The sequence below is a fragment of the Klebsiella sp. R390 genome (assembly GCF_051131745.1).
Classification (GTDB): domain Bacteria; phylum Pseudomonadota; class Gammaproteobacteria; order Enterobacterales; family Enterobacteriaceae; genus Klebsiella.
Window position 1 is genome coordinate 4,888,853 of record NZ_CP180445.1, and the last position, 19,023, is coordinate 4,907,875.

General features: G+C 51.9%; 18 protein-coding genes. 11 read left to right on the forward strand and 7 right to left on the reverse strand.

Translation table 11 applies throughout. The features are described 5' to 3' along the window. Nucleotides 1–121: 121 nt before the first annotated feature. Nucleotides 122–2,800 (reverse strand): bifunctional acetaldehyde-CoA/alcohol dehydrogenase, encoded by a 2,679-nt coding sequence (gene adhE, locus ACMYSP_RS22870; protein WP_434584331.1) that lies wholly within the window; start codon nt 2,798–2,800, stop codon nt 122–124. Between the two features lie 475 nt (nt 2,801–3,275). On the opposite strand from adhE, the gene ACMYSP_RS22875 reads away from it, so the two are divergent. The 7 genes from ACMYSP_RS22875 to ACMYSP_RS22905 all read left to right on the forward strand — a co-directional run bounded on the left by ACMYSP_RS22875 (nt 3,276) and on the right by ACMYSP_RS22905 (nt 11,139). Then, nucleotides 3,276–3,923, forward strand: a complete 648-nt coding sequence (locus tag ACMYSP_RS22875) for a YchE family NAAT transporter (RefSeq protein WP_434584333.1) — start codon at nt 3,276–3,278, stop codon at nt 3,921–3,923. Between the two features lie 746 nt (nt 3,924–4,669). Continuing rightward, nucleotides 4,670–6,301 carry an oligopeptide ABC transporter substrate-binding protein OppA gene (gene oppA / locus ACMYSP_RS22880; protein WP_434584335.1) on the forward strand — a complete coding sequence of 544 codons (1,632 nt, stop codon included), beginning with the start codon at nt 4,670–4,672 and terminating at the stop codon, nt 6,299–6,301. Between the two features lie 84 nt (nt 6,302–6,385). After that, nucleotides 6,386–7,306 carry an oligopeptide ABC transporter permease OppB gene (oppB, locus tag ACMYSP_RS22885; protein WP_123754739.1) on the forward strand — a complete coding sequence of 307 codons (921 nt, stop codon included), beginning with the start codon at nt 6,386–6,388 and terminating at the stop codon, nt 7,304–7,306. A 14-nt stretch (nt 7,307–7,320) separates the two neighbouring features. Next, the gene (gene oppC / locus ACMYSP_RS22890) at nt 7,321–8,229 is read left to right on the forward strand and encodes an oligopeptide ABC transporter permease OppC (RefSeq protein WP_123754738.1); all 909 of its coding nucleotides are present in this window, start codon (nt 7,321–7,323) and stop codon (nt 8,227–8,229) included. A gap of 11 nt (nt 8,230–8,240) precedes the next feature. After that, a complete protein-coding gene (locus ACMYSP_RS22895; protein ID WP_434584338.1) occupies nt 8,241–9,254 on the forward strand; it encodes an ABC transporter ATP-binding protein in 1,014 nt (337 codons plus the stop codon). Next, nucleotides 9,251–10,255, forward strand: coding sequence for a murein tripeptide/oligopeptide ABC transporter ATP-binding protein OppF (gene oppF, locus ACMYSP_RS22900; RefSeq protein ID WP_434584339.1), 1,005 nt, complete (start codon nt 9,251–9,253; stop codon nt 10,253–10,255). Before ACMYSP_RS22895 ends, oppF begins: the two co-directional genes overlap by 4 nt. A gap of 47 nt (nt 10,256–10,302) precedes the next feature. After that, on the forward strand, nt 10,303–11,139 hold the full coding sequence (locus ACMYSP_RS22905) for an ion transporter (protein WP_434584341.1): 837 nt from the start codon (nt 10,303–10,305) through the stop codon (nt 11,137–11,139). A gap of 78 nt (nt 11,140–11,217) precedes the next feature. Here ACMYSP_RS22905 and ACMYSP_RS22910 read toward each other — a convergent pair whose 3' ends face one another. Together ACMYSP_RS22910 and cls are read right to left on the reverse strand one after the other, a co-directional pair. After that, entirely contained in the window at nt 11,218–11,547 is a 330-nt protein-coding gene (locus ACMYSP_RS22910; protein ID WP_123754734.1) for an HI1450 family dsDNA-mimic protein, read from the reverse strand. A 34-nt stretch (nt 11,548–11,581) separates the two neighbouring features. Further along, on the reverse strand, nt 11,582–13,042 hold the full coding sequence (cls, locus tag ACMYSP_RS22915; RefSeq protein WP_123754733.1) for a cardiolipin synthase: 1,461 nt from the start codon (nt 13,040–13,042) through the stop codon (nt 11,582–11,584). Between the two features lie 144 nt (nt 13,043–13,186). Between cls and ACMYSP_RS22920 the strand changes: the two genes are divergently transcribed. Continuing rightward, nucleotides 13,187–13,360 (forward strand): YciY family protein, encoded by a 174-nt coding sequence (locus tag ACMYSP_RS22920; RefSeq protein WP_123754732.1) that lies wholly within the window; start codon nt 13,187–13,189, stop codon nt 13,358–13,360. A gap of 65 nt (nt 13,361–13,425) precedes the next feature. Here the strand turns inward: ACMYSP_RS22920 and ACMYSP_RS22925 are convergent, their stop codons facing one another. After that, nucleotides 13,426–13,722 (reverse strand): YciI family protein, encoded by a 297-nt coding sequence (locus ACMYSP_RS22925; RefSeq protein ID WP_123754731.1) that lies wholly within the window; start codon nt 13,720–13,722, stop codon nt 13,426–13,428. Between the two features lie 211 nt (nt 13,723–13,933). Here ACMYSP_RS22925 and tonB point away from each other — a divergent pair, with 211 nt between their 5' ends. Then, entirely contained in the window at nt 13,934–14,671 is a 738-nt protein-coding gene (gene tonB, locus ACMYSP_RS22930; RefSeq protein ID WP_434584343.1) for a TonB system transport protein TonB, read from the forward strand. A 27-nt stretch (nt 14,672–14,698) separates the two neighbouring features. On the opposite strand, the gene ACMYSP_RS22935 is transcribed toward tonB, so the two are convergent. From ACMYSP_RS22935 to pfkB, 3 genes are all read right to left on the reverse strand, one after another. Next, the gene (locus ACMYSP_RS22935) at nt 14,699–15,571 is read right to left on the reverse strand and encodes a fructosamine kinase family protein (RefSeq protein WP_434584344.1); all 873 of its coding nucleotides are present in this window, start codon (nt 15,569–15,571) and stop codon (nt 14,699–14,701) included. A gap of 105 nt (nt 15,572–15,676) precedes the next feature. Further along, complete coding sequence (gene ghoS, locus ACMYSP_RS22940; protein ID WP_434584346.1) at nt 15,677–15,961, reverse strand: type V toxin-antitoxin system endoribonuclease antitoxin GhoS; 285 nt, start codon at nt 15,959–15,961, stop codon at nt 15,677–15,679. An 89-nt stretch (nt 15,962–16,050) separates the two neighbouring features. After that, nucleotides 16,051–16,983, reverse strand: coding sequence for a 6-phosphofructokinase II (gene pfkB / locus ACMYSP_RS22945; RefSeq protein WP_434584347.1), 933 nt, complete (start codon nt 16,981–16,983; stop codon nt 16,051–16,053). 422 nt (nt 16,984–17,405) lie between these two features. On the opposite strand from pfkB, the gene ACMYSP_RS22950 reads away from it, so the two are divergent. Both ACMYSP_RS22950 and ACMYSP_RS22955 read left to right on the forward strand, forming a co-directional pair. After that, entirely contained in the window at nt 17,406–18,164 is a 759-nt protein-coding gene (locus tag ACMYSP_RS22950) for a DUF481 domain-containing protein (protein ID WP_434584348.1), read from the forward strand. A gap of 282 nt (nt 18,165–18,446) precedes the next feature. After that, the gene (locus ACMYSP_RS22955; RefSeq protein ID WP_123754725.1) at nt 18,447–18,680 is read left to right on the forward strand and encodes a hypothetical protein; all 234 of its coding nucleotides are present in this window, start codon (nt 18,447–18,449) and stop codon (nt 18,678–18,680) included. Nucleotides 18,681–19,023 lie beyond the last annotated feature (343 nt).

Genomic DNA, 19,023 nt, shown 5'->3' on the forward strand with positions numbered 1-19,023 from the left:
AGGGGGCCAGTGGGCAGGTGTGCCTGCGCTATTCAGCTTTGGGGCGGGCATATTCGGCAAGGCCAGGCATAAAAAAAGCCCCATCCGAAGATGAGGCTTGTAGAGGTGTTAACCGGGTCGATTAAGCGGATTTTTTCGCTTTTTTATCGGCTTTCGGCGCTGCTGGGGTTTCTTTCTTTGCAGCAGTTTCACCTTCGCTGAATTCGTTACCGTAGTAGGTATCCAGCAGAATCTGTTTCAGCTCGGAGATCAGTGGGTAGCGCGGGTTAGCGCCGGTGCACTGGTCATCGAAGGCATCTTCAGACAGCTTATCAACGTGGGCCAGGAAGTCAGCTTCCTGCACGCCAGCTTCACGGATAGATTTAGGAATACCCAGTTCAGCTTTAATGCTTTCCAGCCATGCCAGCAGTTTTTCAATTTTCGCTGCGGTACGGTCGCCCGGTGCACTCAGGCCCAGGTGGTCAGCAATTTCAGCGTAACGACGACGTGCTTGCGGACGGTCGTACTGGCTGAATGCGGTCTGCTTAGTCGGGTTATCGTTCGCGTTGTAACGGATAACGTTACTGATCAGCAGGGCGTTAGCCAGGCCGTGCGGAATGTGGAACTGAGAACCCAGTTTGTGTGCCATGGAGTGACATACACCCAGGAAGGCGTTAGCAAACGCGATACCGGCGATAGTCGCTGCACTGTGTACTTTCTCACGTGCTACCGGGTTCTTAGAACCTTCGTGGTAGGACGCTGGCAGGTACTCTTTCAGCAGTTTCAGAGCCTGCAGAGCCTGACCGTCGGAGAACTCAGAAGCCAGCACGGAAACATAAGCTTCCAGGGCGTGAGTTACGGCATCGAGGCCACCGAATGCACACAGTGATTTCGGCATATCCATGACGAGGTTAGCATCGACAATCGCAACATCCGGAGTCAGCGCATAGTCTGCCAGCGGATATTTCTGACCAGTTGCATCGTCGGTTACAACCGCAAACGGAGTGACTTCAGAACCGGTACCGGAAGTGGTGGTGACCGCGATCATTTTGGCTTTAACGCCCATTTTCGGGAACTTGTAGATACGTTTACGGATGTCCATAAAGCGCAGCGCCAGGTCTTCGAAGTGGGTTTCCGGGTGCTCGTACATCACCCACATAATTTTGGCCGCATCCATCGGGGAACCACCGCCCAGGGCGATAATCACGTCAGGTTTGAAGGAGTTCGCCAGGTCGGCACCTTTACGGACAACGGTCAGTGTCGGGTCAGCTTCAACTTCAAAGAAGACTTCAGTTTCAACGCCAGATGCTTTCAGCACGGAGGTGATCTGGTCAGCATAGCCGTTGTTGAACAGGAAGCGGTCAGTCACGATCAGCGCGCGTTTGTGACCATCAGTAATCACTTCATCCAGTGCGATTGGCAGTGAGCCACGACGGAAGTAGATAGATTTCGGAAGTTTGTGCCACAACATGTTTTCAGCTCGCTTAGCAACGGTTTTCTTGTTGATCAGGTGTTTCGGACCAACGTTTTCAGAGATGGAGTTACCACCCCAGGAACCACAACCCAGAGTCAGGGAAGGTGCAAGCTTAAAGTTATACAGGTCACCGATACCACCCTGAGATGCCGGGGTGTTAATCAGGATACGTGCGGTTTTCATCATCTGGCCGAAGTAGGTCACGCGAGCCGGCTGGTTGTCCTGGTCGGTGTACAGGCAAGAGGTATGACCGATACCGCCCATCGCAACCAGTTTTTCAGCTTTATCAACAGCGTCTTCGAAGTTCTTCGCGCGGTACATTGCCAGCGTCGGAGACAGTTTCTCGTGAGCAAACGGCTCGCTTTCATCAACGTCGGTCACTTCACCAATCAGGATCTTGGTGGTAGCCGGAACGGTGAAGCCTGCCAGTTCAGCAATTTTGGCTGCCGGCTGACCAACGATAGCGGCATTCAGTGCGCCGTTTTTCAGGATGATGTCCTGAACTGCTTTCAGCTCTTTGCCCTGCAGCATGTAACCGCCATGGCTAGCGAAACGTTCGCGAACGGCGTCATATACGGAGTCAACGACGACAACGGACTGTTCAGAAGCACAGATAACGCCGTTATCGAAGGTTTTAGACATCAGTACGGAAGCAACGGCACGCTTGATATCAGCCGTTTCGTCGATAACAACCGGCGTGTTACCTGCACCAACACCGATTGCTGGTTTACCGGAGCTGTATGCTGCTTTAACCATGCCTGGACCACCGGTCGCGAGGATCAGGTTAATGTCCGGGTGATGCATCAGTGCGTTAGACAGTTCAACAGAAGGCTGATCGATCCAACCAATCAGATCTTTCGGCGCGCCAGCGGCGATGGCAGCCTGCAGCACGATATCAGCAGCTTTGTTCGTTGCATCTTTAGCACGCGGATGTGGGGAGAAGATGATCGCATTACGCGTCTTCAGGCTGATCAGTGATTTAAAGATTGCTGTAGAAGTCGGGTTGGTCGTCGGAACGATACCGCAGATAATACCGATAGGCTCGGCGATGGTAATAGTACCGAAAGTGTCGTCTTCAGAGAGAACGCCACAGGTCTTTTCATCTTTATATGCGTTATAGATATATTCAGAAGCGAAGTGGTTTTTGATGACCTTGTCTTCGATAATGCCCATGCCGGATTCGGCAACGGCCATTTTAGCGAGAGGGATTCGAGCGTCTGCGGCAGCCAAAGCGGCAGCACGGAAGATCTTATCAACTTGTTCTTGAGTGAAACTGGCATATTCACGCTGGGCTTTTTTTACGCGCTCTACGAGTGCGTTAAGTTCAGCGACATTAGTAACAGCCATAATGCTCTCCTGATAATGTTAAACTTTTTTAGTAAATCAGTAGCTCGATTCGACAGTATAGTCAGCCTGTTAACAGCTTGCATCTAAATGTTAAGGGGACGATTCAGACGCTGCTGGCTTCATTGATTTACTAAATAAGCTTGCTGGTGTTGCCTCTCAGGTACCGCTGTTTTGCACTCTTTGGTGTGAACAAGGTTACTCACTTCTGAGTACGATTTACGTGATTTAGATCAAGTTTACGTGAAGCTGACACCTTTCAGCTGGCTGTTTATTGACCGATCAACTCAAGTGTAATAATAATTATGCAAAATAAGTGAGTAAGTAGCAGGGTGGAAACAAATATATAACATCCGGTTTTGTCACAGTTTTACGCACATTTGAGATGAATTATGCTGCCAAAAAGCGTATCTTCTGCGCGAATATTTTATGTGACTAACTGTCAACAGCCATTATTAATGATGCTGCGGAGCGCACTGTGATCCAACCGTTGTTTGATTTTTCAGCTTACTTCAAGTTTTTCATCGGGTTATTTGCGCTGGTAAACCCGGTCGGCATCATTCCCGTCTTCATTAGTATGACCAGCTACCAGACGGCGGCGATCCGCAATAAAACCAACCTGACGGCCAATCTTTCCGTCGCCATCATTCTGTGGACTTCGCTGTTCCTCGGCGACTCCATTCTGCAAATATTCGGCATCTCTATTGATTCATTCCGTATTGCCGGCGGGATCCTGGTGGTGACGATTGCGATGTCGATGATCAGCGGCAAGCTGGGTGAGGATAAGCAAAACAAGCAGGAAAAATCAGAAACGGCGATTCGTGAAAGCATTGGCGTCGTGCCGTTGGCATTGCCGTTAATGGCCGGGCCAGGGGCAATCAGTTCGACCATCGTCTGGGGAACTCGCTATCACACCGTGGCGCACCTGTTTGGTTTCTCGGTCGCGATCGCGCTGTTTGCGCTGTGCTGTTGGGGCATTTTCCGCATGGCACCATGGCTGGTTCGCCTGCTCGGGCAAACGGGGATCAACGTCATCACGCGTATTATGGGCCTGTTGTTGATGGCGCTGGGTATTGAGTTTATCGTCACCGGCATTAAAGCGCTGTTTCCTGGCCTGGTGGGGTAAGCCAACTGACATACGGCGAAGCGGAGCGCTTCGCCTTTTTTGATTATTAGCAAAACATATCAATATGGTTGATATAAGCGCGTAAAATACTTTTCTGTGATAGTTGTTTTTATCGTTAATTATCATGTTGTTATCGTGTTTTTTCTCTACTTCCCTCATTTTCTCCCCATCGTAACAACTGTTATTTTCTTCACATCATTCTCTGGTGCTTGCCGTTAGATAATTGAAATGATATTAGTAATTTCACTATCAGAGCAGATGAATGTGCTAAAAAATAATCTATTGTTAAATTTTCGTACAAAAAAGCATCATCACCACGTTTCCGGAGCTCTGCGCGAAGGGTGAAATCTTATCTGTATGAAATAAAAGAATTTTACCTTGCCGGGGTTTTGAAAACAGGGCGGGGCGGCAGGGTAAGAAAAAAGATAAAAGAGAATTCGGTAACATATTTGCAAATTGCATTGGCGGTGGTGATGGCCTTTTGATATTTTCCGGCCTGATCCTTCGCTCAATAATACACGTAAATGAGAATCATTATTAATTAACTCATTGCGAGCACCCTGAATAAGCGGGTGAAAGAATCGACGCTAAGGCTGCCGTTTGAGCGGCCGTAATAAATAAGTCGGTGATAGCAAGCAGTAAAGTCTGACAGCAGCATAAACTCCTGCACTGTACAGAATCCCGAAAGGGGAAAAAAACAGGCTGGTTAAATAGCCAGTAATTATAATGAATGGAGTAACAACACAATGACCATCATCACCAAAAAAAGTCTGGTAGCTGCAGGGGTTCTCTCTGCGCTAATTACCGCCAATGTTGCCATGGCGGCAGATGTTCCTGCTGGAGTGCAGCTGGCGGACAAACAAACGCTGGTTCGTAATAACGGCGCAGAAGTGCAATCGCTGGATCCGCATAAAATTGAAGGCGTGCCGGAATCCAACATTAACCGTGATTTGTTTGAAGGATTAGTGATCGGCGATGTAGAAGGCCATCCCATTCCTGGCGTGGCGGAGTCCTGGGATAATAAAGATTTTAAAGTCTGGACGTTCCATATTCGCAAAGACGCAAAATGGTCTGACGGCTCGCCGGTTACCGCACAAGATTTCGTTTACAGCTGGCAGCGTCTGGCTGACCCAAAAACGGCTTCCCCATACGCCAGCTACCTGCAATACGGCCACGTGCTGAATGTCGATGAGATTATCGCCGGCAAAAAACCGACCAGCGACCTCGGCGTGAAAGCCATCGATGATAAAACCTTTGAAGTCACGCTGAGCGAACCCGTTCCATATTTCTATAAGCTGCTGGTGCACCCATCTGTTTCTCCGGTCCCTAAAGCGGCCATTGAAAAATACGGTGAGAAGTGGACTCAGCCTGCTAATATCGTCACCAACGGCGCCTATAAACTGAAAGACTGGGTGGTAAACGAGCGCATTGTGCTTGAGCGTAATACCAACTACTGGGATAACGCGAAAACGGTCGTTAATCAGGTTACCTATTTGCCGATTTCATCGGAAGTAACTGACGTTAACCGTTATCGCAGTGGCGAAATCGACATGACCTATAACAACATGCCGATTGAACTGTTCCAGAAACTGAAGAAAGAGATCCCGAAAGAAGTTCACGTCGATCCGTATCTGTGCACCTATTACTACGAAATTAATAACCAGAAAGCACCGTTTACCGACGTGCGTGTACGTACCGCCCTTAAAATGGCGCTGGATCGCGACATCATTGTCAATAAAGTGAAAAACCAGGGCGATCTGCCGGCTTATAGTTATACGCCGCCATATACCGATGGAATGAAAGTTGTTAAACCTGAGTGGTTCAACTGGACTCAGGACAAGCGTAACGAAGAAGCGAAAAAACTGCTGGCTGAAGCGGGATATACCGCGGATAAACCGCTGACCTTTAATCTGCTGTATAACACCTCTGATTTGCATAAAAAACTGGCGATTGCCGTTGCCTCCATCTGGAAGAAAAACCTGGGTGCCAACGTGAAGCTGGAAAATCAGGAATGGAAAACCTTCCTCGATAATCGCCATCAGGGGACCTTCGATGTGGCACGTGCCGGCTGGTGTGCGGATTACAACGAACCGACTTCCTTCCTTAATACCATGTTGAGCGATAGCTCAAACAACACCTCTCATTATAAGAGCCCGGCCTTCGATAAGATCATCGCTGAAACCCTGCAGACTACTGATGATGCGAAACGTGCAGACCTGTACGCACAATCGGAACAACAGCTGGATAAAGACTCTGTGATCGTACCGGTGTTCTATTATGTCAACGCCCGTTTGGTTAAACCGTGGGTGGGTGGCTACACCGGTAAAGACCCGTTAGATAATATCTACGTTAAAAATCTGTATATTATCAAACATTAATGGCAATACGTGGGGCAGGCGCAGCTTGCCCCACCGTGTCTGAATTCATCGCACTCGATAGGCACAGGCCAGAAGGTACGGGCAATGTTAAAATTTATATTTCGTCGCTGTCTGGAAGCGATTCCGACGCTATTCATTCTAATTACTATTTCTTTCTTCATGATGCGTCTTGCGCCGGGGAGTCCGTTCACCGGTGAACGCACGCTGCCGCCGGAAGTGATGGCGAATATCGAAGCCAAATACCATTTAAATGACCCCATCATGACCCAGTATTTTCATTATCTGAAACAACTGGCTCACGGTGATTTCGGTCCTTCTTTTAAATACAAAGACTATTCGGTAAACGATCTGGTGGCTTCGAGCTTCCCGGTCTCTGCCAAATTAGGCCTTGCCGCCTTTTTGCTGGCGGTCATTCTCGGCGTGACGGCGGGGGTGATTGCGGCACTGAAACAAAACACCAAGTGGGATTATGCGGTGATGGGGGTGGCCATGACCGGGGTCGTTATACCCAGTTTCGTGGTCGCGCCGCTGCTGGTGATGATATTCGCCATCACCTTGCACTGGCTGCCCGGTGGCGGCTGGAACGGCGGGGCGTTGAAATTTATGATCCTGCCGATGGTGGCCCTGTCGTTAGCTTATATCGCCAGTATCGCGCGTATTACCCGCGGCTCAATGATTGAAGTCCTGCACTCTAACTTCATCCGTACCGCCAGGGCGAAAGGGCTGCCGATGCGCCGTATTATCTTCCGCCATGCGCTGAAGCCTGCGCTGCTGCCGGTCCTTTCTTATATGGGGCCCGCGTTTGTTGGGATCATCACCGGCTCAATGGTCATCGAAACGATCTACGGTCTTCCGGGAATTGGTCAGCTGTTCGTGAATGGCGCGTTGAACCGCGACTATTCACTGGTGTTGAGTCTGACCATTCTGGTCGGCGCGCTGACTATTCTGTTTAACGCGATTGTTGACGTGCTGTATGCCGTCATCGATCCGAAGATTCGCTACTGAAGCCGGGGTTCGCCATGATGTTAAGTAAGAAAAATAGCGAGGCGCTGGAAAACTTCAGTGAAAAGCTGGAAGTTGAGGGTCGTAGCCTGTGGCAGGACGCCCGCCGCCGCTTTATGCATAACCGCGCCGCGGTTGCCAGCCTGATTGTGCTGGTGATTATCGCGCTGTTCGTGACGATTGCACCGATGGTATCCCAGTTCTCCTACTTTGATACCGACTGGGGCATGATGTCCAGTGCCCCGGAGATGGAGTCCGGTCACTACTTTGGCACCGACTCTTCCGGCCGTGACCTGCTGGTTCGGGTGGCGATCGGCGGGCGTATCTCGCTGATGGTCGGCGTCGCTGCCGCGCTGGTGGCGGTGGTGCTGGGGACGCTCTACGGTTCACTTTCCGGCTATCTGGGCGGCAAAGTGGATTCGGTGATGATGCGTCTGCTGGAGATCCTCAACTCCTTCCCGTTTATGTTCTTCGTTATCCTGCTGGTCACCTTCTTCGGTCAGAACATCCTGCTGATTTTTGTGGCTATTGGGATGGTCTCCTGGCTGGATATGGCGCGTATCGTGCGCGGTCAGACGCTGAGCCTTAAGCGCAAAGAGTTTATCGAAGCAGCACAGGTTGGCGGGGTATCCACCTTTAATATTGTGGTTCGCCATATCGTGCCGAACGTGCTGGGGGTGGTGGTGGTGTATGCCTCTCTGCTGGTGCCGAGCATGATCCTGTTTGAATCCTTCTTAAGCTTCCTTGGTCTGGGTACCCAGGAGCCGCTGAGCAGCTGGGGCGCATTACTCAGTGACGGTGCCAACTCCATGGAAGTATCGCCATGGCTGCTGCTGTTCCCTGCCGGTTTCCTGGTGGTAACGCTGTTCTGTTTCAACTTTATCGGCGATGGCCTGCGTGATGCCCTCGATCCGAAAGACCGCTAAGGAGCGCCGTCATGAGCATAATTGAAACGGCAAAAGCGCCGCAGGCCCAGCAACACTCTGGCCTGCTGCTGGATGTGAAAGACCTCCGGGTGACGTTTAAGACCCCGGATGGCGATGTTACGGCGGTTAATGATCTTAATTTTAACCTGCGCGCCGGGGAAACCCTGGGTATCGTCGGCGAATCGGGCTCCGGTAAATCGCAGACCGCGTTTGCGTTAATGGGCCTGCTGGCTTCTAACGGCAATATTGGTGGCTCGGCGTTGTTTAACGGCCGCCAGATCCTTAATCTGCCGGAACACGAGCTGAATAAGCTGCGTGCCGAACAAATTTCAATGATCTTCCAGGACCCGATGACTTCCCTGAACCCCTATATGCGGGTGGGTGAGCAGCTGATGGAAGTGTTGATGTTGCATAAGGGGATGGGCAAAGCCGAAGCGTTTGAAGAGTCGGTGAAGATGCTTGATGCGGTCAAAATGCCGGAAGCGCGCAAGCGCATGAAAATGTATCCGCACGAGTTTTCCGGCGGGATGCGTCAACGCGTGATGATTGCCATGGCGTTGCTGTGTCGGCCAAAACTGCTGATTGCTGATGAACCGACGACCGCGCTGGATGTGACCGTCCAGGCGCAAATTATGACCCTGCTGAATGAACTCAAACGCGAGTTTAATACCGCGATCATCATGATTACTCACGATCTCGGTGTGGTTGCCGGGATCTGTGACAAAGTGCTGGTGATGTACGCCGGGCGGACCATGGAATACGGGATGGCGCGCGATGTCTTTTATCATCCTTCGCATCCGTATTCGATTGGCCTGCTGAATGCGGTACCGCGCCTGGATGCCGAAGGCGAGTCGCTGCTGACCATTCCGGGCAATCCGCCCAACCTGCTGCGTCTGCCGAAAGGCTGTCCGTTCCAGCCGCGCTGCCCGCATGCGATGGAAATTTGCCATAGTGCTCCACCGCTGGAGGAGTTTGCACCGGGCCGCCTGCGCGCCTGCTTTCAACCAGTAGGGGATCTGCTATGAATGCCGTTACCGAACAAAGAAAAGTCCTGCTCGAAATCGCCGACCTGAAAGTCCATTTCGATATTAAGGATGGGAAACAGTGGTTCTGGCAGCCCGCCAAAACGTTGAAAGCGGTAGATGGCGTCACGTTACGTCTGTACGAAGGTGAGACCCTTGGCGTCGTTGGCGAGTCTGGCTGCGGCAAATCGACCTTTGCGCGGGCGATTATTGGCTTGGTGAAAGCGACCGATGGCAAAGTCGCCTGGCTCGGTAAAGATTTGCTCGGCATGAAGCAGGAAGAGTGGCGTGCGGTGCGCAGCGATATCCAGATGATCTTCCAGGATCCACTGGCCTCGCTGAACCCGCGTATGACGATCGGTGAGATTATTGCAGAGCCGCTGCGTACCTATCATCCGAAAATGACGCGTCAGGAAGTGCGTGACCGGGTGAAAGCGATGATGATGAAGGTGGGGCTATTGCCCAACCTGATTAACCGCTATCCGCATGAGTTCTCCGGTGGCCAGTGTCAGCGTATTGGTATTGCCCGCGCGCTGATCCTGGAACCGAAACTGATCATCTGTGATGAGCCGGTATCGGCGCTGGACGTGTCGATTCAGGCGCAGGTGGTCAATCTGCTGCAGCAGTTGCAACGGGAAATGGGCCTGTCACTGATCTTTATCGCTCATGACCTGGCGGTGGTGAAGCATATTTCCGATCGCGTCCTGGTGATGTATCTCGGGCATGCGGTGGAGCTGGGCACCTATGATGAGGTGTACCATAATCCGCTGCACCCTTATACCAAGGCGCTGATGTCAGCGGTGCCGGTTCCTGACCCGGACCTGGAAAAGAATAAAACCATCCAGCTGCTGGAGGGCGAGCTACCCTCGCCGATTAACCCGCCCTCGGGATGCGTGTTCCGCACGCGCTGTCCTATCGCCGGGCCGGAGTGTGCGAAAACGCGGCCGGTACTGGAGGGGAGCTTCCGTCATGCGGTTTCCTGTCTGAAGGTAGACCCGTTATAATCTCAGGGGCTGACGTAGGTCAGCCCCTTATTTTTTGAGAGGTTAACGTGGCCGTTCATGCTTATTCCGCCCGCCAGCGGCTGTATCATTTACTCTTCGATCAAACCCGACGCTCCGGGCGCCGCTTTGAAGCGTTGTGCGGCATGTTTGCGCTGCTTAGCGTGCTGGTAATATTTATCGAGTCTGGTCTTGGCACGCAATATCATCTGACCTTTGATGAATGGCATATTTTTGTCTGGCTTGAGATTTTTGTTACCGTCGTTTTCACCCTGGAATATTTCCTGCGCATTGCCACCTGGCCGAAACCGCTGAGCTATATTTTCAGCTTTTGGGGCGTCATCGATCTCGCCACGATTCTGCCGCTCTATGTGATGTGGATGTGGCCAGAAATGAGCCTTAATTATGTTTTTGCCTGGCGAGCAATGCGGGCGATCCGCTGTTTGCGTATTCTCAAACTGCTGCGGTTTATGCCATCACTGAATATTTTCTGGGTAGCGATTGTCAGCGCCCGCCATCAGTTAATCCTGTTCTATTCATTTATTGCGATTGTGATGGTGATTTTCGGATCGCTGATGTACCTGATTGAAGGCCCGGAATATGGTTTCACCACCTTAAATGCGTCGGTGTACTGGGCAATCGTCACTATCACAACGGTCGGCTATGGGGATATCACCCCGCATACTCCAATGGGAAGGGTGCTGGCGTCGATCCTAATCTTAATCGGCTACTCGATTATTGCGATACCGACGGGGCTGATTACCACCCATATGACCAGTTCGTTGCAGGAGCGTCGCGCTCGCCGGACGTGCCCCAGCTGTCAGCATACGGCGCATGATAAAAATGCACGTTATTGCAATGCCTGCGGGAGTGAACTGCCGGAGTGACGGGAGAGTGAAAATAAAATGGCAGCCGGTCTGATGAGCGGCTGCCATTTTTTTTAGCTGATGCGGTGAGCGGGGCGCTTATTCACGCCACAGGATATGGCACAGCTTATGATCTTTTTCACGGCACAGCAGAATGCGCGCGAAGATATCATTAATTTCGCCACCATCGGTATCGGCAAGGCCAATCACCACTTCGGCGAAGAAGTCCGGGTTCAGGTCGTAATCGACATGCTCTTCCCAGTCCGCCGCAGGGTCAAATAGCTCAGCACCGCCGCGCTCTTCAAATTGCAGGTTGAACAGAATGACATCCGCCGGATCGAGGTTGTCGACAGCCAGCTCCAGGAAGATGTCATACGCTTGTTCAAGCGTTTCGTCTTCGGTCAGGCGATTGTTTAAATCCATATCCATGATTGCTACCCGTTAAACATCTGATTGGCACGTTTTACAGCAACGGACTGAAGAAGTAAAACAGTCGCTCAGCGATCCGCTGCCACAGCGGACGTTTTAACCACAACTTCGCATCCAGCAGGCGCGAGCGGGAAATATAATCATCCTGAACGGCCGCCAGATCGCCGCCGAATCCGACGTCATCTATCACCAGAGTGATTTCGAAATTAAGCCACAGGCTGCGCATATCGAGGTTCACAGTACCCACCAGGCTAAGCTCGCCGTCAACCAGAACACTTTTAGTATGCAGCAGACCGCCTTCGAATTGATAAATTTTTACTCCGGCAGCCAGCAGCTCGGTAAAGAAGGCCCGGCTGGCCCAGCCGACCAGCAGCGAATCATTCTTACGCGGCAGGATAATGCTGACGTCGACCCCACGTTGCGCTGCCGTACAGATAGCATGGAGCAGATCGTCGCTGGGCACGAAGTACGGCGTGGTCATGATCAGGTGTTCTTTGGCGGAATAGGCGGCGGTCAGCAATGCCTGATGAATCAGGTCTTCCGGGAAGCCCGGGCCCGAGGCGATAGTGTGGATAGTATGGCCGCTGGCCTCTTCAAAAGGCATGATGTTGAGGTCCGGCGGCGGTGGAAGAATGCGTTTGCCGGTCTCAATTTCCCAGTCGCAGGAGTAGACAATACCCATCGAGGTGGCGACCGGGCCTTCCATGCGCGCCATCAAATCAATCCACTGGCCCACACCGGAATCCTGTTTAAAGAAACGCGGATCGACCATGTTCATGCTGCCGGTGTAGGCAATATAGTTATCAATCATGACCATTTTGCGGTGCTGGCGCAGGTCCATGCGACGCAGAAACACACGCATCAGATTGACCTTCAGCGCTTCGACAACCTCAATCCCGGCGTTGCGCATCATCGCCGCCCATGGGCTGCGGAAGAAGGCGACGCTCCCGGCCGAATCGAGCATCAGGCGGCAATGCACGCCACGTCGTGCCGCAGCCATCAGCGATTCGGCAACGTTATCGGCCATACCACCAGGCTGCCAGATGTAAAACACCATCTCGATGTTGTGCCGGGCCAGCTGGATATCGCGCATCAGCGCCTGCATCACATCATCCGATTCCGTTAGCAGCTGGAGCTGGTTACCTTTAACACCGGCAATCCCTTGACGGCGTTCGCAGAGCTGGAACAAGGATTCCGCAACCGGGCTGTTGTCATCGGCAAAGATATGTTTGCAGGCCTTAAGGTCGTTAAGCCATTTGGCGGTAGAAGGCCACATCGCGCGAGCTCGCTCTGCCCGGCGTTTGCCCAGATGCAGTTCGCCGAAGGAGAGATAGGCGATAATCCCGACCAGCGGCAGAATATAGATAATGAGCAACCACGCCATTGCGGAGGGAACGGCACGCCGTTTCATCAATATGCGTAATGTTACACCGGCGATGAGTAGCCAGTAACCAAGAATGACCAGCCAGTTCACTACCGTGTAAAAGGTTGTCATAGATGAAAAATCCTTTTGAATTACTCTATGTCATGAGTTTACGCATCAACATGCATCTGGCAAATAAAAACACAGCGAAAGCGTTGGTCTGCCAGATTCATAGGTTTATAATGTGGACTGTTTTTCACTTGTAGAGTAGTAGCAATGAAGCGTAGTAGAACGGAAGTAGGGCGCTGGCGTATGCTAAGACAGGTGAGTCGCCGTAAGTCCCGCTGGCTGGAGGCCCAATCGCGCCGCAACATGCGCATCCTTTCTATCAGAAAGGAGTTGGTGAAACGACAACGTGGCTCCCTGCTGTTTGTCTTCACTGATTACTGATAGCTGAGTACCGATAAGAAAGGCACCGTTTACGGTGCCTCTGTTCTTTAAGCGCCCAACCTGTCTCAGAAAACCTGCTTATAAGGTTTTACTGACACGTTCTGATATACCCCAGCGGCGTTATAAGGGTCATCATTTGCCCATGCTTTTGCCACTTCCAGCGATTCAAACTCTGCAATGACCGTTGAACCGGTAAAGCCAGCCGCGCCAGGTTCATTACTGTCAACTGCCGGCATTGGCCCGGCGGTCAGCAGACGACCTTCATCACGTAATAATTGTAAACGTGCCAGATGGGCAGGGCGAACCGACATGCGTTTTTCCAGAGAATCGGCGATGTCTTCAGCGTAGATAACGTAAAGCACGGCAAGGCTCCTTATCAATAAATTGGCGAATCACGTTAAGTGAATCCACCGTTGACTGCAATGTAAAGATGCGAGTCAGCACGAAAATGTCTGGCCCCAACGCTTTTTTTCCACAAAATGAGGCAAATATTGATGCCAGATAACACGGCTTATTGAATATGATTGCTATTTGCATTTAAAATCAGACCATCATTTTTCAACAGAAACGACTATGAGCGCAATGACCCTTGATTTACCTCGCCGCTTCCCGTGGCCGACGCTGCTGTCCGTGGTTATCCACGGTGCCGTTGTTGCCGGGCTGCTTTACACCTCGGTACATCAGGTTATTGAACGGCCATCGCCCTCTCAGCCCATTGAGATAACCATGGTCGCGCCGGCGGATCTCGAACCGCCTCAGGCAGTACAACCGGTGCCTGAGCCTGTTGTTGAGCCGGAACCTGAACCTGAACCGGAAGTGGTGCCGGAGCCGCCGAAAGAAGCGCCGGTGGTAATCCATAAGCCCGAGCCGAAACCAAAGCCGAAGCCGAAGCCAAAACCTGAGAAAAAAGTTGAGCAGCCGAAGCGTGAAGTGAAGCCGGCAGAACCGAAGGCGGTCTCACCGTTTGAATCGACGAATACCGCACCGGCGCGTACCCAACCGAGCACCGCGACGGCAAACGCTAAGCCTACGCTAACGGCGCCGAGCGGCCCGAGAGCATTGAGCCGAAACCAACCAGCATACCCGGCACGTGCCCAGGCGCTGCGTATTGAAGGTTCAGTTCGCGTTAAATTTGATGTGACCCCGGATGGGCGGATTGATAACGTGGAAATTCTCTCCGCACAGCCGGCGAATATGTTTGAACGTGAAGTCAAAAACGCGTTGCGTAAATGGCGCTACGAGCCGGGCAAACCGGGCACCGGCGTGACGATGACCATCAAATTCCGCCTGAAAGGGGTGGAAATCAGTTAACCGCGCAGTTCACCAAAAAGAAGGCCCCTATGGGGCCTTTTCCAGTAACACGTCATCCAGCGCTTTTTGCACCACCACCAGGTGCTGCCCGCCGAACAAAATCGCCCGGTTCAACAGCGTGTAAAGCTGGTAGACCGGCTGGCGGTCGAGGAAACCTGAAGGTAGCGGCGAAACCGACTGATAGCCATCGTAGATTTGCGGCGGCTGTTCCGGATGCAGCGGCAGCATGGCAAGGTCGCACTCTCTGTCACCCCAGTAACACGCGGGGTCGAAGATATAGGGGCCGTTTGGCCCAAGCGCGCAGTTACCTGACCACAAATCACCGTGCAGCAGCGACGGTTGAGGCTGGTGATTGCTGAGACGTTGTTGCACATGGTCGACAATCGTATCGATGTCGCCAAAGTTGAGCCCTTTTTCGGCGGCCAGCTCCAGCTGCCAGCCGATGCGCTGTTCGGCAAAAAATGTCGACCAGCGACGTTGCCAGGCGTTGGGCTGCGGCGTGGTGGAAAGATCGTTATCAAAATCCAGCCCGAACTGCGGCTGATCGCTCCACTGATGCAGGTGCGCAATTTGCTGTCCGAGCAAAAAGGCGTTGTGCGCATCCAGCGGGCGAGGGGGCAGATACTCCATCACCACAAAGCTGTAATCGCGATCGCTGCCGACGGCATAAACTTTCGGGACGCTAACGGTGTTACTGCGCGACAACAGTTCCAGTTGGTCGGCTTCAGCGGTAAAGATAGGCAGCAATTCACGTTCATCACATTTGACAAAGTAATCTCGCCCACCGAAACGCAGGTGCCAGGCTGCGTGAATTTCACCACCGGGTAGTTCATTGCGCAGTTCGATTTCAGCTGCTTCAGTGTGCCAGTCGCTTAACAAATTACTGATAGCTTGCCACATGCTGTCTCTCCCCTTGATTTCCACCATTTCATAAGGTTAGCTCATAACCCCGGTGTAAAATTCGAACTGACGCACAACTGGTGCTTTCCGCTGCGCTAATCGCACTTATTGAGCTTTCAACCACGCATCAAATGTGGTGACCGTAACGTCAACGGGGCGACCGAGCGCGGTTTCCGCCAGTCCGGCACACAGCGCTTTGACCTCATCCGCGGTTTGAACAGAGATCATGCCGAAGGTGTTGGTGCCCAGTTCATGGACTTTGCCGTTCTCATCATTGAGCACGAGCGTGAATCCTGCACGGGTGAGGTGATTACTGAGTTCGTTAATTTCGGTTAGCGTCTCTTCCTGAAAGTTAACCGTTGCGACGTGAGTAACAATTTCTGTGCTCATTTTTCACCCTGTTGTAATCCATGAAATTTTTAGCATAGACCAAGATGATGATTTGGCGACTCCCTCTGCGCGAGCAGAGGGAAGGGGAATTAGCGGCCGCAGAGGTAACGGTAGATTTTTTGCGTGTTTTCCAACGAGCACAGACGGGTGCCCTGGTTGATGGTGGCGGCGCTGCCGGCGGAGACGCCGAAGCGAACCATGTCTTCCAGGCTGGCATTTTCAGCCAGACGCAGGGTCATGGCGCCGACCATGCTGTCACCGGCGCCGACGGTGCTTTGACTTTTCATCGGCGGCGGTACCACATGAACGCTACCGCTGGCATCAACACCCAGCGCTCCCTGTGGACCGAGCGACACCACCACCCGGCGTGCTTTACCCGAGTGGATCAGCTCTTCCGCGGCCTGGCGCACATCATCCGGCTGGCTGAGATCGCGTTGGACCAAAGCGCTGAGCTCTTTTTGGTTGGGCTTGACCAGCTCGATATTTCCGACTGTTAGTGCAGCCGCCAGCGCGTCGCCGGAGCTATCAATAATGCAGCGCAGTCCGTGCTGCTGCGCGTTTTTTACCAGTTGGGTCAGGTCATCCACGCTAATTCCCGGCGGAAGGCTGCCGCTGACCACCAGCAATGAGCCTGGTTCGATAGCCAGCACTTTTTCTTCCAGGCGCTGGAACTCCTCTGGCGTTATGGCAGCACCTGGCATGACAAAACGGTACTGTTCGCCGCTGGCGCTGACGTGTACATGCAGGTTTTGCCGTGTCCAGTCCTGGGCTTCGATGGTGTCAACCGGGACATGTTCGCTTTCCAGCAGGGCGGTGAGGTGCTCTCCGGTGGCGCCACCGGCCGGATAAATCGCCGTAGCTGCACCGCCAAGGAAGGTGATGGCTCGTGCGAGATTAATGCCGCCACCGCCGGGTTCGAAAACCGGCGCGCTGCAACGAAGTTTACCTTCAGGGTAGATTTGCGGGGTCAGCGTGGCGCTGTCGAGCGAAGGGGCCAGCGTAAGCGTATAAATTTTGGTCATCCAGGTTCCTCCATGATACGAATTTAGCTGCTGTGGTTTTAAGCATGGCACTTCTTGTCAGGAAGGGGAAGCGGTGGCAGGTGGTGTTTTGTAAAGCGCTATTTATTTTTATCATTATGAAATAAAGATTGTTCTGAGAGCTGTCTTATTCAAAAAATGAAATAGTAATTGATTGCTATGTTAATCGTGCTTTTTTATAATTCTTTGCCTTTCATTGGACCTGCAAGATACAAAAAATCATTCAAGATGCGTCGAGGCGGCAAGGAAAGATTTACCTCCGGGAGCACAGCACATGCTGTGATAGAGGAAGTCTTAGTGGCGCCAGAAAAGAAGTAGCCTGAAGGATGACGCGTATAGCGATCCTTGCGAAAGTTTCCGGGACCCAGCGGGTCTCTCTTTTTGTTGTACGGACTCTAAATTAAATGAAGCTTTTGATGACAGTACCCGCAGCGGCATTGCTGGCGGGGGGGCTCTTTGCGTCTATGCACGCACTGGCCGATGATTCCGTTTTTACTGTTATGGATGACCCTTCCACTGCCAAAAAACCTTTCGAAGGTGCTGTTAACGCCGGTTATCTGGCGCAGTCCGGTAATACGAAAAGTTCTTCAATGACTGCGGATTCAACGCTCACCTGGTACGGCAATACGACCGCATGGTCGCTGTGGGGTAATGCCAGCAACACCTCGTCGAACGACCAGCGCTCTTCCGAGAAGTATGCGGTGGGTGGTCGTAGTCGTTACAACCTGACCGACAGCAACTATGTCTTTGGTCAGGCCAGCTGGTTGACTGACCGCTATAACGGTTATCAGCAGCGCGATGTATTAACTGCAGGTTACGGTCGCCAGATCCTCAACGGCCCGGTCCACAGCCTGCGTTTTGAATTCGGTCCTGGCGTACGTTATGACGAATACACCGACGGCGACAATGATACCCAGCCGCTGGGCTATGCGTCCGGTACCTGGGCCTGGCAGATGACGGATAACACCAAATTCACTCAGGGTGTATCGGTCTTTGGCGCGCAGGACACGACGCTGAACTCGGAAAGTGCATTAAACGTCGCGATCAATGCGCATTTTGCACTGCGGGTTGCCTACAATCTGACCTGGAACTCCGAGCCGCCGGCATCGGCGCCAGAGCACACCGATCGTCGCACCACGCTGTCGCTAGGTTATAAAATGTAATATATTTCAGGCCGGTAAATCCGGCCTGATTGTTTTAAAATTAGCAATAAGTGACATTATTATTTTTGGTCTTCAGTTTTGTTTTTTATAAAAAGAAAATAGCCTCCATACTTTCTCCATAATCGGTTTTTTCGACACGCCTTCTGACAAGTTTTACGTTAATTTGACACAAATAGCTAAATATTGGCTCGGACAAAGTTGTGATCTGGATCTATACTGTGGCTTATCGACAGAGATGAATGCTTTGCCGAAAAACCTTAAGTAAATAAGAGAACCACCATCATGAAAAATAGCAAAATCGCAATGGCGGCTGCCGTGCTGTGCACCCTGTCGTTTGGCGCGTTCGCCGCCGATCAGGTTCCTCCGTCAGGCGCTACCGAACATACACAAATTGGCATTGCCAAAGCGACGGATGTCGAAGCGGGTTCTAATATTGCTCCCGGTTCACAATCAACTGGTCACACTATGGATGATGCTTTTAATGTGCATACTCTTGTTGCCGGTGAGTGGTCCTGATATTTCGCCTGTACATCGCGTATATTAAATTCAGGAAATATAAAGCCGGGTAAAGATGTACCGGTTTATTTCCCGAGTTTTGCTCAGCAGTCATTTATGTTTTTTCCTGTATTCCGCGCCGGATTATTTTAATGACGGCAGCGCGCTCTCGTGGTTTATCCACTGACGAATGACCTCATAGTTTTTTATCCACCCCTCTTGTTTTATCAATCATTGCAACCATTTATCCTGTTCAGACTTTTAACCCGCAGAAATGATGTGTAGACTAAAGGTCGGTGTTATCAGCAGGCGGCTACAGGTGGGAACGGTTCGGTAAACGGGCGTCCTCATATTTCGCAGAGTG

Coding starts and splice junctions, on each gene's coding strand:
- ACMYSP_RS22895 (WP_434584338.1), top strand. CDS start 8,241: ATGAGCATAATTGAAACGGCAAAAGCGCCGCAGGCCCAGCAACACTCT.
- oppC (WP_123754738.1), top strand. CDS start 7,321: ATGATGTTAAGTAAGAAAAATAGCGAGGCGCTGGAAAACTTCAGTGAA.
- oppB (WP_123754739.1), top strand. CDS start 6,386: ATGTTAAAATTTATATTTCGTCGCTGTCTGGAAGCGATTCCGACGCTA.
- ghoS (WP_434584346.1), bottom strand. CDS start 15,961: ATGAGCACAGAAATTGTTACTCACGTCGCAACGGTTAACTTTCAGGAA.
- cls (WP_123754733.1), bottom strand. CDS start 13,042: ATGACAACCTTTTACACGGTAGTGAACTGGCTGGTCATTCTTGGTTAC.
- ACMYSP_RS22950 (WP_434584348.1), top strand. CDS start 17,406: ATGAAGCTTTTGATGACAGTACCCGCAGCGGCATTGCTGGCGGGGGGG.
- adhE (WP_434584331.1), bottom strand. CDS start 2,800: ATGGCTGTTACTAATGTCGCTGAACTTAACGCACTCGTAGAGCGCGTA.
- oppA (WP_434584335.1), top strand. CDS start 4,670: ATGACCATCATCACCAAAAAAAGTCTGGTAGCTGCAGGGGTTCTCTCT.
- oppF (WP_434584339.1), top strand. CDS start 9,251: ATGAATGCCGTTACCGAACAAAGAAAAGTCCTGCTCGAAATCGCCGAC.
- tonB (WP_434584343.1), top strand. CDS start 13,934: ATGAGCGCAATGACCCTTGATTTACCTCGCCGCTTCCCGTGGCCGACG.
- ACMYSP_RS22955 (WP_123754725.1), top strand. CDS start 18,447: ATGAAAAATAGCAAAATCGCAATGGCGGCTGCCGTGCTGTGCACCCTG.
- pfkB (WP_434584347.1), bottom strand. CDS start 16,983: ATGACCAAAATTTATACGCTTACGCTGGCCCCTTCGCTCGACAGCGCC.
- ACMYSP_RS22910 (WP_123754734.1), bottom strand. CDS start 11,547: ATGGATATGGATTTAAACAATCGCCTGACCGAAGACGAAACGCTTGAA.
- ACMYSP_RS22920 (WP_123754732.1), top strand. CDS start 13,187: ATGAAGCGTAGTAGAACGGAAGTAGGGCGCTGGCGTATGCTAAGACAG.
- ACMYSP_RS22935 (WP_434584344.1), bottom strand. CDS start 15,571: ATGTGGCAAGCTATCAGTAATTTGTTAAGCGACTGGCACACTGAAGCA.